Annotated in this window: 12 protein-coding genes; 8 read left to right on the top strand and 4 right to left on the bottom strand. The window is 54.4% G+C overall.

Annotation, left to right across the window (positions count from 1 at the left end; genetic code table 11):
* Positions 1 to 7: 7 nt before the first annotated feature.
* The 3 genes from ACMTNU_RS05635 to ACMTNU_RS05625 all read right to left on the bottom strand — a co-directional run bounded on the left by ACMTNU_RS05635 (position 8) and on the right by ACMTNU_RS05625 (position 2,844).
* Complete coding sequence (locus tag ACMTNU_RS05635) at positions 8 to 289, bottom strand: hypothetical protein (RefSeq protein WP_413934251.1); 282 nt, start codon at positions 287 to 289, stop codon at positions 8 to 10.
* A 13-nt stretch (positions 290 to 302) separates the two neighbouring features.
* Positions 303 to 647 carry a DUF6516 family protein gene (locus ACMTNU_RS05630; RefSeq protein WP_413934250.1) on the bottom strand — a complete coding sequence of 115 codons (345 nt, stop codon included), beginning with the start codon at positions 645 to 647 and terminating at the stop codon, positions 303 to 305.
* Between the two features lie 502 nt (positions 648 to 1,149).
* Positions 1,150 to 2,844: a hypothetical protein gene (locus ACMTNU_RS05625; RefSeq protein WP_413934249.1), complete on the bottom strand. Its 1,695-nt coding sequence runs from the start codon at positions 2,842 to 2,844 to the stop codon at positions 1,150 to 1,152.
* A gap of 125 nt (positions 2,845 to 2,969) precedes the next feature.
* On the opposite strand from ACMTNU_RS05625, the gene ACMTNU_RS05620 reads away from it, so the two are divergent.
* The 8 genes from ACMTNU_RS05620 to ACMTNU_RS05585 all read left to right on the top strand — a co-directional run bounded on the left by ACMTNU_RS05620 (position 2,970) and on the right by ACMTNU_RS05585 (position 10,856).
* Positions 2,970 to 5,237 carry a hypothetical protein gene (locus ACMTNU_RS05620; protein WP_413934248.1) on the top strand — a complete coding sequence of 756 codons (2,268 nt, stop codon included), beginning with the start codon at positions 2,970 to 2,972 and terminating at the stop codon, positions 5,235 to 5,237.
* Positions 5,238 to 5,395: 158 nt separating this feature from the next.
* Positions 5,396 to 6,574 (top strand): Fic family protein, encoded by a 1,179-nt coding sequence (locus tag ACMTNU_RS05615; RefSeq protein ID WP_413934247.1) that lies wholly within the window; start codon positions 5,396 to 5,398, stop codon positions 6,572 to 6,574.
* Between the two features lie 82 nt (positions 6,575 to 6,656).
* Positions 6,657 to 7,325, top strand: a complete 669-nt coding sequence (locus ACMTNU_RS05610; RefSeq protein WP_413934246.1) for a glycerophosphodiester phosphodiesterase — start codon at positions 6,657 to 6,659, stop codon at positions 7,323 to 7,325.
* Between the two features lie 111 nt (positions 7,326 to 7,436).
* Positions 7,437 to 8,402, top strand: coding sequence for a DUF2971 domain-containing protein (locus ACMTNU_RS05605; protein ID WP_413934245.1), 966 nt, complete (start codon positions 7,437 to 7,439; stop codon positions 8,400 to 8,402).
* A 383-nt stretch (positions 8,403 to 8,785) separates the two neighbouring features.
* Positions 8,786 to 9,178 (top strand): outer membrane protein assembly factor BamE, encoded by a 393-nt coding sequence (gene bamE, locus ACMTNU_RS05600; RefSeq protein WP_413934244.1) that lies wholly within the window; start codon positions 8,786 to 8,788, stop codon positions 9,176 to 9,178.
* Positions 9,179 to 9,233: 55 nt separating this feature from the next.
* Positions 9,234 to 9,791, top strand: a complete 558-nt coding sequence (locus ACMTNU_RS05595; RefSeq protein ID WP_413934243.1) for a hypothetical protein — start codon at positions 9,234 to 9,236, stop codon at positions 9,789 to 9,791.
* A gap of 10 nt (positions 9,792 to 9,801) precedes the next feature.
* Positions 9,802 to 10,239 carry a hypothetical protein gene (locus ACMTNU_RS05590; protein WP_413934242.1) on the top strand — a complete coding sequence of 146 codons (438 nt, stop codon included), beginning with the start codon at positions 9,802 to 9,804 and terminating at the stop codon, positions 10,237 to 10,239.
* On the top strand, positions 10,239 to 10,856 hold the full coding sequence (locus tag ACMTNU_RS05585; RefSeq protein ID WP_413934241.1) for a hypothetical protein: 618 nt from the start codon (positions 10,239 to 10,241) through the stop codon (positions 10,854 to 10,856). The genes ACMTNU_RS05590 and ACMTNU_RS05585 overlap by 1 nt, the downstream gene beginning before the upstream one ends.
* A gap of 51 nt (positions 10,857 to 10,907) precedes the next feature.
* On the opposite strand, the gene ACMTNU_RS05580 is transcribed toward ACMTNU_RS05585, so the two are convergent.
* The gene (locus ACMTNU_RS05580; protein WP_413934240.1) at positions 10,908 to 11,765 is read right to left on the bottom strand and encodes an HDOD domain-containing protein; all 858 of its coding nucleotides are present in this window, start codon (positions 11,763 to 11,765) and stop codon (positions 10,908 to 10,910) included.
* Positions 11,766 to 11,850: the final 85 nt, after the last annotated feature.

Below are 11,850 nucleotides of genomic sequence, written 5' to 3'. Positions count from 1 at the left end.
TTCACCGCTAAAACTTTATGCCTATCGCTCTAAGTGTCCCTTTGAAGATCGGTGAGGTCTTCGGCTCGACAAAGAATGACTGGAACGTCCGATGCACCATCCCCGTATGACGTTGATGGTCGGCCTGGAAGGACGCAACAGTCTTCTTCCGATCCTCGATCCCATACCCCATCCGAATGGCGCAGCGCTCCAATTCATCGGTCTCAGCGGGAAGAGAATGCGTCTGGAGGTCATGCACCATCTGAAGTTTGTGTTCGACATCACGGAGGAACAGATAGGCCGCCGTCAACGAATTGGCCGCTTCATCGCCGCAGTCGTTTTACAAGAGCGGCGGCTTCGCGCAATGCTTCTGAGAGCGTGGGACCAGCGGATGCTTCGAGGTCGGTGTGACCGTGCCTGTGGTGTGGATAGGTAGGCAGGTCTCGCGCAGCAGGGTCGCGCGCGTTGTCATATCGAAAAATAAGGCTGCTGCTCGCCGTCACATACTGGTAGGCATATTTGAGTCTGATGCTGGTGGGGTGTAGTTGCAGATATTCCTTAAAGTGGAGCACCGTTCCATCGGCAAACGTCGCTGATCCTTTTATGATCCCTGCTACAGGCGGGCGATCTTCATACCCGAGAGACTGAGACGATGTGGGGCGTTTCAAGAATGGTCGAGCGAATTTGTGATGCGTAGTCGGCTATCGACATACTTCGAGCTGCTCGAGATGCGTGAGTGTCTCTTGCAACGTCCGACGGAGCTCCAGCTCACCTTCCAAATCCAACAAGTCTTGCTCGTTCTCTTCTCCTCTTGCAACGACACCCCCCAGTACTTGATCCACCGTAACCCCGAGCGCTCTGACCAGAGACGAAATTCGACCCTCTGAGATTGCAAGACTGTCGCGTGTGAGTTTTTTTCCATCTCCAGCGCCTCTTTTACCAAAGGAAGGCTTTGCTCAGGAGACGGGGTCTTGATCTGAATCGTATTCATACCCCTCACTGCAAAGAGAAAACTACTATTCCCACACTCACACACAGACGCTAGCAGAGGCAACCAGGGCTGTCAATCTTGTCCGGTAGTATGGCGCAGCAGACAATCTCCACGATACACAGGGCACACGATCGCCTACGCTATCACGTCCCTACCTTTCCGCCCTCACACCGACTCCTCTACCTCGACGCACCGATCAGACGAAGCGTCAACTTGAGGACCGAGGAGGTCTCCGGCTCGACAAAGAATGACTGGAAGGTCCGATGCACCATCTCCGTGTGCCGCTGATGGTCGGCCTGGAAGGATTCAACGGCCTTCGTTCGATCTTCAGCACCATACCCCATCCGAATGGCACAACGCTCCAATTCATCGGTCTCAGCGGGAAGAGAATGCGTCTGGAGGTCATGCACCATCTGAAGTTTGTGTTCGACATCACGGAGGAACAGATAGGCCGCCGTCAACGCGTCACGTTCTTTGATCGAGAGTAATTTCCTACGAGCCAGTCGGTCCAATGAACCAAGCGTGCTTCGATCGAGCAAGAGCGGCACCTTTCGTCCGGCCAAGACCTGAATGGTCTGTACGAAAAATTCGATCTCCCGAATGCCCCCTATTCCCAACTTGACATTCCGTTGTCCGTGACCACGGTCGGTCATTTTGGCATCGATCATATCTTTCACCGCACGTACGTCTTGCACGATTGCCAAGGCCTGATCGTGGTCTACCTTTCCTCCTGCCCCCAAGATAAACGGCTTGACCATCTTGAGAAACGCCTGCCCGACTGCCTGCGATCCGGCAACGGGCGCCGCCTTCAGTAAAGCCAGCCGTTCCCAGACCTGTCCACGGACGGCATAATACCGCTGATATTCATCGAGTGATCGAGCGAGCTGCCCGATGGACCCTTCCGCGCGTAGCCGCAAATCGACCCGAAAAATGTGCCCTTCTCTCGTGGGCTCAGACAAGACACGCGTTAATTCCCGGGCAAGAATCTCAAAGTATTCTTCATTGGAAATACCGACGCCAGGGGGGGCAGGAGCCCGTCCATCTTTTAAGGCTCTGGTTTCACCACCATGCGCCTCATAGAGGTAGATCAGATCGACATCGGAACTGTAGTTCAGCTCATGTCCGCCGAGCTTGCCCATCCCAATAACGGTGAACCCGGTCTCCACCCATCGTTTTGTTTTAACCTGATGCATCGGCACGCCATATTGCTGGCGAAGATCAGCATCGATGATCTCGTAGGCCATATGGATCAGCACACAGGCCAGGTCTGACAATGAGGCCGTCGTCTCCGGCACGGTGGCAAGCTTGAGGAGATCCCGAACGCCGATGCGCAACATCTCCCGCCTGCGAAAACGACGGAGCGCATCCAGTTTTGTTTCCTTCGCCGTCAGGTGCCCGATGCTCTCTCGAAGCGCCCGCTCAAGTCCTTTCCGTGTCGGTGCGCCCGAGAGCACCTCTTCTTCAGCCAGCCAATAGACCAACATGGGATCTCGGATGAGCGTAAAGGCCAAGGCATCGCTGTTGCCGAAAATCGCACACAACAGATCGAGCATGCGCGGCCACGTTCGCAGATAGTCGAGCAATGACGCACGCGAGACACTCCCGAACAGCCGCTCCCAATGATTCAAGGCCTGGTCCGGATCGGCTGTTCGCGAGATGGCTTCGAGTAACATCGGGAGGATCTCCGCCAGCCGATTGCGCTGGAGAGGATCACCGGCCATCGCATCCAGATTACGGTCCGCCAGATCAAAATCCCGCAGGCCATAGGCGGATAGGATAGCTCGTACCTGTTCGCCATTCCGCTTGGGCGCAAGTAAAACCGGCGTTGGATCTGGTCCTCCAGATCCCCTCCCCCGAACTGATACTCGTGGCATGTCGTTCTTCTCAGACTGCCGTTTCACGCTTCACGCCTCACACTTCACGACCTCCGCGCATAGCGCGGCATTATACTGACAGGTTTCTCTACGCACAATGAAACCGTTCGGGTATACTGACGTTCATGCCAGATCGCGTCACACTACTCAACACCGTCCATCCGCTGTGCCCTGATGTGCCATCCGATCTTCTGCAGGATTTCTTCGCCCGTCTGGATCAGGAATACTTCCAACGGTTCACTCCTCCAACAATTGCCGAACACGTCCGACTGACGGCCCGGCTGACGCCGGAACACCTCTGCGAGGTGGCGTTCGCCGAACAGCCGGACCAACGCTGTGTCATCACGATCGTCGCGTACGACTACTTCTCGGAATTCGCGATGATTTGCGGATTGCTGTCAGCTTTTGGGTTGAACATTGAGGAAGGCGATATTTACACATTTGCGGAGAAAACCGCTCCATTATCCTCTCGGACTAGCCGGAACGAGTACGGCCCGCGCCTCCGTCCTAAGGCCACTCCGGGGTTGGCTCAAAAAAAGATCGTCGATGTGTTCCGCGTACAGCCGGTCCCAGGGGTGGAGTTAGGAAGGAAACAACAACATCAGCTGGCTGATACGCTCTCCTCAGTAATCACCCTGCTGGATAAAGGACAGTTTGAGGAGGCGCGTTTCGCTGTGAACCGCCGTCTCGTGGAACAGCTCGGCAAACGCCGTGGCTCGTTCAGCGGCCTGCTCCATCCCGTGCAGATCACTTTCGACAACGGCCAATCACCTGTTGACACGGTCATGGACATCCGGTCGGACGATACACCGGCCTTCTTGTACGCCTTTGCCAATGCCCTCGCGATGCGGAACGTGTATATTTCAAAAGCACAGTTCGACGTCGAAAACGGGAAGATTCATGATCGCTTTTATGTCCGCAACCGGCACGGCCAGAAGCTCACCGATGCGGCTGACCAACAACAATTGCGCCTCACGGCCGTCCTCATCAAACAATTTACCCATGCCCTGACCTGGGCGCCGGATCCGACCAAGGCGTTAGAAGCCTTCGACCAATTCCTCGACCTGACGGTTCAGCAAACGAAAGGAAAGGCTCAGCAGGAAGCTTTGGCCTTTCTCAGCGACAAAAAGACCTTTCCCCTGCTCGCCCGTCTGCTCGGCGCCAGTGATTTCCTCTGGGAAGACTTTCTCCGTCGCCAGCACAATAATCTTTTACCCCTTCTGCAGGACTACCGCGATGCCCCCCTCATTACCCCGAGAGCCACGCTGCGCAAGGAACTTGATCGTCTGGTCAACCGTGCCAAGTCCGATGAGGATCGGAAAGCCGCACTGAACAGTTTCAAAGATCGCGAGATGTTTCGTATCGACATGAAACACATTGTCGAGCCGGACACAGCCCTGCCGGATTTCTCCGCCGCCCTGACACAACTGGCTGAAGCCATTCTCGATCGAAGCTTAAAGGACTGCCAAACCAAACTGAACAAACTGTATGGCCCGCCACGCTTAGCCAATAAGAAGCCCTGCCCGTTCACCGTCCTCGGCTTGGGAAAATTCGGAGGAAGAGAGCTGGGCTATGCCTCTGACATCGAGGTTTTATTCGTCTATGGCGATGCCGGACGGACCGGCGGGAAACACCCCATCGACAACAGCGAATACTTTGAGCGGCTGGGCTACGAGCTCCTGCAATGGATCGAAGCAAAACAAGAAGGCATCTTCCATGTGGATGTCCGCCTTCGGCCTCATGGAGGAAAAGGCTCGCTGACGAACCCCTTCGATGAAATCGCCAAATACTATAGCGACCAGGGGCTTGCCGCACCGTTTGAACGCCAGTCGCTGATCAAACTGCGCCATGTCGCCGGTGATCCGGAGCTCGGGAAGCGAGTTGAAACCCACCGCGACCACTATGTCTACGGCAGCAAACCCTTGGATCCGAATATTGTTCTCGATGCGCGCCGTCAACAGCTGAAACAGCTCGTGGAACGAGGCACGGTGAACTTGAAGCACAGCCAAGGCGGTATTGTTGACATCGAGTACGCCGTCCAATATCTCCAGATCAAGCACGGATCTCGCCTCCCCATCTTACGGACCCCCAACACTATGCAAGCCTTAGCGGCACTTGTGGATTGTGGCATCGTGACCAGACAGGATGGCGAGGCGCTGCGTAAGGCCTATTTCTTCATCCGGATGCTCATCGACGGCCTTCGCATGGTCCGTGGTAACGCCAAAGACCGTGTCCTTCCACCGGTCGAGTCCGACGAGTTCATCTTCCTGGCGCGCCGCGTCGGATACACGACCGACGACTGGCAAGCCGGTGCCCGCCACCTTCAGACCGACATTACGCAGCACATGACGCTTACCAAAGAGTTCTTCCAACGGACATTCGGGCGGCTCTAACTGGCAAAGAAGCCCTCCTCCCATGAGTTATAAGAAACTCCTCTATAACTCACGATTGGCGCTCACCGTGACTTCTCTATAGAAAACCAGTCCCTTTCGGCAGTACTCGATCTTGTGGCGTAGAGGACACAGGTTCAAACCCATTTTGATTTGTGCAGATGCATGAGCCGATTATTGTCCATATTCGGCTCCCATTTAACGCTTTTCATGAGCCGATTATTTGCTATAATTGGCTCATGTCGTACAACTGGCAACAACCAGAATGGCCTCAATTCCGGTTTGACCTATCTGCCCTCGAGGAGATCTTCCTCACCTTTGCAGAGAAAACCGGGCAGGTCACAGGCCTGGTAAAAGGCTTGTCGCCGGATGCACAGATCGAAGCTGCGGTCGAGCTGATGGCGACAGAAGCCCTCAAGACATCAGCCATTGAAGGAGAGCTCCTAAATCGCCGGGATGTGCTTTCGTCCATCCGTAAAAACCTCGGCATCGAGAAGGAGGCCCAGGCCGGTGATAAAAGAGCGATCGGCATCGCAACCCTGATGACCGATGTCCGCCAGAGCTTCGCGGCGCCACTTTCCCAGGAACAGTTGTTTGAATGGCATCGGATGATCATGGAGGGACACCGACGCGTCCAACCCGGCCAGTGGAGAACCCATGCAGAACCAATGCAGGTCATCTCTGGACCTGTCGGCCATGAGATCGTTCACTTCGAAGCGCCACCGTCCTCAATCGTACCCCGCGAGATGGCGCGTTTCATCGAATGGTTCAATGACACAGGTCCTGACGGAACAAAACCGATCAAGAAGGCCGCCGTCCGGTCTGCCGTCGCCCATCTGTATTTTGAGTCGATTCATCCCTTTGAAGACGGCAATGGTCGTGTCGGACGTGCCTTGTCTGAGAAGGCCCTGTCTCAGGGGCTCAGACGGCCTGCATTGCTGAGCTTGTCTCGAGTGATTGAGGCCAAAAGAAATGACTATTACGACGCCTTGCAACAAGCACAACAGACCAATGAGATCACACCCTGGATCACCTGGTTTGTAGCGATCGCTCTTGAAGCCCAAGCCCAAGCCGAAGAGCACATCGCCTTTACGCTACGAAAGACCAGGCTCTTCGACCGCTTTCGCGGTCAACTCAATGAGCGTCAGATACAGATTCTTCAGCGAATGTTGGAAGAGGGCCCCAAGGGGTTTGAAGGCGGCATGAGTGCAAAGAAATATATGTCCATGGCAGGCACATCGAAGGCCACCGCCACACGTGACTTACAGGACTTAGCGGAAAAGGGTATTTTCGTGCCAACCGGCGGCGGCCGGAGTACGCATTACCGGATTGACCTCTAACATGACGAGTTACCTGAATAGCTGAAACATTTCACTATACTGCTTAACATCGAAAGTAATCCCGCACGACTAAGAGGGATGAGTGCTTCTTCGCATCGGCCATCGCGGGGCAGGCGGGCACGCACCGGAAAACACTCTCGCCGCCATTGAGCGAGGCATTGCACTTCACGCACACCTCATCGAGTTCGATGTGCGAGCGACCAGCGACGGCCAGTTGGTCTTACTGCACGATCCCACGCTCGACCGAACCACCAACGGCCATGGCGCGATCGCAACCCAGCTCTGGAACGATGTCAAGCAACTCACAGGTGACGGTGGGCACCCCCTACCGTTGTTGGCCAACGCGCTCCGAACAGCATCAGGCCACATCGGTGTCATGATCGAGATCAAGACAGAGGGTACCGCAAGGCAGGTTTGCCGTACCGTCCAAGAGGTCCGCTTTAGTGGGTCGGTTATCTACGCCTCCTTCCTCCATGATGAATTGTTGGCTATCCGGCGTGAAAATCATCAGGCGCAGACCATGGCCCTCATCGAAGCGATGCCCGTCAATCGAACGGCGTTTGCAACAGACGCCCAGGCCACACATGTCGGCGTAGCATTTGAAACACTCACACCGTCATTTCTCAAGTCGCTGCACGACCGCTCGCTCCAGGTCTTCGTCTACACCGTCAACGAACCAGCCGACATCCAAATCGCCAAGGCCATGGGCGTCGACGGCATCATTTCTGACTATCCGGAGCGGCTGCTCTGAGTTAAGAACCACCGATTTGCAGGATTTAGCAGATAGGGGTATCTTCATGACCAAATCTGCAGAGAGTAATCAGGAACCGTTCATTAATCGCCGCCTTTATAAACGCGCTCCATGACAAATACCAACTTTTGGTCAGAGATCACGGAAGTTCTTTGGGCAGACATTGAATCGAATGACAGTTACCCAACTGTTCGCCCGCTTTTGGCCCACTATACATCGGTTACAACGCTCGAACAGATGCTTCGCACTGAGGAAGTGTGGTTCTCCAACCCTTTGTATATGAACGACTGGGAAGAGCTTCGCTTTGGAATGCACGTTGGAGCAGCGAAGTTCAGATCACATCAGGCATTACTTGACGCCTGCGAGACGACAGAGAACCATACAGCATTGATCAGTTCATTTGATCAATTGCTCAACGAATTCGACTCTAAGCATGCAATGGATACCTATATATTGTGTTTAACAGAACATTGCTTTCAAGATACCGACGGTTTGCTTTCAATGTGGCGTGGATATGGTGCGAACGGGGGTGGCGTGGCCGTGGTTTTTGATACCACGAAACTAAGGTCTGATGATAAGTTACCATTCATTGTAAGCAAGGTGACATACGCCGACCAATCAACACGCATCAAATGGATTGAGGACAAGATAACGTCTCTTGCGCTTGCAATCTCCAAACATGAGAAAACACAGGAGAACCTACACGCCGCATCATATGGGTGGCTTGAACGATTAAAGCTTTTCTCTCTTTTCACAAAACATAGTGGATTTTCGGAAGAGGGAGAATGGCGCGTTGTCTACCTAAGCGATAGAGATAAGGAACAACGGTTCGCAAAGATGCTTGGCTATACTATTAGTAATAGAGGGGTTGAGCCCAAACTTAAGCTTAAAATCAAGGAACTCAGAGCTGATCAGGATAATGCGCTTTCGCTAGACACCCTTATTGAACGCATAATTCTAGGGCCTTCCATTTCAACGATTTTGGCCACCAATTCTGTTCGTCGAATGCTCGAACTTAACCAACGGGCATCGCTGGCAGGCAAAGTGGTTGCTTCTTCCATCCCGTTCAGGCCATAAGCTTTCCACTACTGATTTCGGATCTTACGATATACACGATCAATAGGAACCAAAGGGATCGGGAGTGCGTTCTGACCTCAATTGGTGCAATGCATCGTGTAGCTTATCTACGGAGTAGCCGTCACAGCCAGGCAGAATCCTAGACCATGAAGCAACGCGTCAAGGCCCCCGTCCTGAGAGCATCCTGCAGGGACTTTCTCTATCGGGTCTGTTTTTCCTAACTAGCCATACGATACCTTCCATTGTGACAAGAACGGTATGATGAGCCGCATTCTATTACCAGCTTTTCTAGTTGGACTCATTGACACATTCTCTTTGGCGCAGTAGCCTATTCTCAGGTCACACAACAAACCGCACAAGATGAACGGAAAGGAAACCCCACGATGACCTCTCGATGGAGCGCGCTGTGTCTGTGCCTGGCCCTCGTCGCCACAGGCTGCAGTAGCAACAGAGCCGAGATTAAAGAAGACCGTCTGACCGTTGGCAAGGTCCAAGGAGAAATCAAAGTCGGCATGTCCGCCGCCCAGGTGGCCGAACTCCTGGGAAGCCCCAATATCGTGACCACTGACGACAAACGCCGCGAGGTCTGGATCTATGACAAAGTGTCGACCGATCGCGTGGATACGTCCAGCTCCTCTTTTGCAGGCATCATTATTCTTGGCGCCGCATCCCGCGACAGTTCCAGCTCACAGCGCCAACGGACGCTCACAATCATCATTAAGTATGACGAAGAGAAGAAAGTCCGAGATTTTGCGTACAACTCCACCCAGTTCTAGCATGCAGTGCGGGTCTGGACTTTGGCGAACACTTGTGGTGATAGCATGCCTTGCCATGTCGAACCTGTTCATCGGGTGCGTGGCACAGACACAACCAACTGAACTGTTTCAGCTGGCACCAGAGAGCGCCGCCCATCGGGCCATGCAAACCCGCCTCTTCGAAACCAAGGATGGGACGGAGTTACTATCCGCCGCAGCCGCTGTCCTACAGGATCTTGGGTTTCAGGTCGAAGAAAGCGTGCGTGAGGTTGGGTTTTTGCGAGCAACCAAAGAACGAAGCGCTCGGGAGTACGGTCAGGACCTCACCCGCTTTTTCGTCTTTCTCCTGAGCGCGCCGCTGATACTCGTGCAACAACCTCCGATCGTTATGCCCGTCGATCTCCATCAAAAGATCGCCGCCACGCTGGTCACCAGACCGGTCAATCCAGAGACCACGCGCCAGGAAGTCAGGGTCGTGTTCTACCGAGTCGTGTGGCAAGGAGGGGGATCGTCTGGACAACAAGGCATTCCACCCGGGGAGCAACGAATGGAAATGCTGCGCGATGCGGTGATGTACCAGACCTTCTTCGCAAAATTGTCCAAAGCCGTGTTTCTGGAACCATTCGCACTCTGAGCACGAGGTAATGATGAAGTTGGAGAACGTGAGAGGAATCCTTGCAGTCGTCGGCCTTGTGCTCATCGAAGGCTGCGCTGCCCCGCAACCCAGTCCTGACCTACTGGCGCCGACTGAGGCGCAGATGAAGATTCGGAGCTTGCAAACTCGATCCTTCGATCTCAAGGATCGTCAACTGGCCATGCGTGGCGTCATTGCAGCGCTGCAAGACCTCGGTTTCATCATCGAGCGAGCCAATGAATCCTTGGGGCTGGTGACGGCGGCACGGTTCGCCGAGCCGAACTTCTACGATGTCGTCGGTGTGACTGTCACGGTGCGCTCGGAAACCGAGAGCCGGATGATGGTCCGTGCGAATGCCATCTACAACAACAAGCCCATCGAAGATCCCAAGGTCTACCAAAACTTCTTCGCCACACTGGAACGCGCTCTCTTTGTCACCCAGAACTGATGAACCTGGTCTCTCACCAAAGGATACCTACCCAATTCACCAGGCTTCCCGTAAAAGCTGGGTGGCTGAACTGCTGGCTCCTCGTCGGCTTCTGCCTGTTGTTGCAGGGGTGCCCAACACCCTACGAGCTACGGCATGTCAACCAATGGGACTCGCGTGAGCAAATCTGGCTTTCCGAAGAAAGCCAAGTCAAGATTCGCACAGCTCAATCTCGTGTGTTCGACACCTCGGATCGGCGCAAGATGCTGGCGACGATCGTGTCCACCCTGCAGGACTTGGATTTCAAAGTAGAAGTACTCGATGAAGAGCTGGGCCTCGTCTCGGGGAAGAAGTATGTCGAGAATGAGCAGATCTATGGCCTCGATTTGAGCTACCTGCTGTATCAACCAGACACATTGCTGGTGCTCAACCGTCACGACCGGACATGGGGTCCGTTTACTCACCGGAGTAATCTTGTCCGCTTGACCGTCACCGTCCGCAAACGCAACGAGGCGCAACTAGTGGTGCGGGCCAGCGCCCAGTTTTACCTCCGTGCCGTCGAAGACCCCGCGCCTTACCAGCAGTTCTTTCGCGCACTGGAGCAAGCAGTCTTCCTGGAAGGCCACGCCGTAGAATAGCTCGTGTAGGGTCTCAAAGCCCCGTTCGTTCAACGACACTCCGCCAACGTACTAGGCTGCCATCGTGTAGGGCTGCACATTTGCCAGAGTCTCTTGCAGCTGCGCTCGGGCTTCTGTGAGGAGTGCTGGAAGGTTGGCCGGCATAAATCTTGTGGCAGAAATGGCCTGGGGGCTGAAGGCTACCGACGCAGGGCGTCGACTGGAATCGAGTTCATCATAATCAACCACAGCACCGGCTATATGCACGATGGACGTTAGCACGATAAATTCACCGGCATCCTTTGGGCTCAGTTGGCAACGGACCGCCTGTTCGATTTCTACAGGCAAGCCCCAGGATCGGATGAGTTCCGCTCCGACTTCGGCAAAATCACAGCCAATATTAGACTGCTCCACCTCAGCCAATGACGCTTCCAGATACCCTGCTTCAATCAGCGCAGACTGAGCCCGCTGTGGGACAGTCTGATACAAGACATAGTGGCCGATATCGCGCAAGAGACCTGCCATGTATGGCTGTTCCTGGTCATCAACGCCACAGGACTTCGCAATTGCTCGAGCCAGTAGCGCACAGAAGAGACTTTTTCTCCAGAACTTGGACTGATCCATCAGATCAACCGGTATTCCCGCGAAAGTTTGACCGACGGTCGTCGTCGCGACGAACTCGTTGATGACTTGCTTCCCAAGGAGTTGGACTGCGCCGGTCACGGTGTCAACCTGCCTCGACGGTCCATAGGGTGAGTTGTTGGCCATGCGAAGCAGCCTGGCTGCGATGGCCGGATCGAGCTGAAGAGCCTTGACTCGATCTCCCATGGTTGCGTTGGGATCATCCACCACATCCCGCACACGACAATACACTTCGGATAATGTCGACACCGTGGTGCACGCTTGGACCAATTCACTCGCCAATGGCATGGTGGAGCCCCTCCTTCTTGCCTGTCGATGCGGACCGGCTCTCCATCTTCTCTATCGGTTAGGAATGGGCAAAACTATCGTGGAG

The organism is Nitrospira sp. BLG_1 (assembly GCF_047338595.1).
In the GTDB taxonomy this organism is placed as follows: domain Bacteria; phylum Nitrospirota; class Nitrospiria; order Nitrospirales; family Nitrospiraceae; genus Nitrospira_D.
Note: the sequence above shows the minus strand (reverse complement) of the source record. Positions and strands in the feature narration are given on the sequence as shown.

Coding starts and splice junctions, on each gene's coding strand:
- ACMTNU_RS05625 (WP_413934249.1), bottom strand. CDS start 2,844: ATGCCACGAGTATCAGTTCGGGGGAGGGGATCTGGAGGACCAGATCCA.
- ACMTNU_RS05620 (WP_413934248.1), top strand. CDS start 2,970: ATGCCAGATCGCGTCACACTACTCAACACCGTCCATCCGCTGTGCCCT.
- ACMTNU_RS05615 (WP_413934247.1), top strand. CDS start 5,396: ATGCATGAGCCGATTATTGTCCATATTCGGCTCCCATTTAACGCTTTT.
- ACMTNU_RS05605 (WP_413934245.1), top strand. CDS start 7,437: ATGACAAATACCAACTTTTGGTCAGAGATCACGGAAGTTCTTTGGGCA.
- bamE (WP_413934244.1), top strand. CDS start 8,786: ATGACCTCTCGATGGAGCGCGCTGTGTCTGTGCCTGGCCCTCGTCGCC.
- ACMTNU_RS05595 (WP_413934243.1), top strand. CDS start 9,234: ATGTCGAACCTGTTCATCGGGTGCGTGGCACAGACACAACCAACTGAA.
- ACMTNU_RS05590 (WP_413934242.1), top strand. CDS start 9,802: ATGATGAAGTTGGAGAACGTGAGAGGAATCCTTGCAGTCGTCGGCCTT.
- ACMTNU_RS05585 (WP_413934241.1), top strand. CDS start 10,239: ATGAACCTGGTCTCTCACCAAAGGATACCTACCCAATTCACCAGGCTT.
- ACMTNU_RS05580 (WP_413934240.1), bottom strand. CDS start 11,765: ATGCCATTGGCGAGTGAATTGGTCCAAGCGTGCACCACGGTGTCGACA.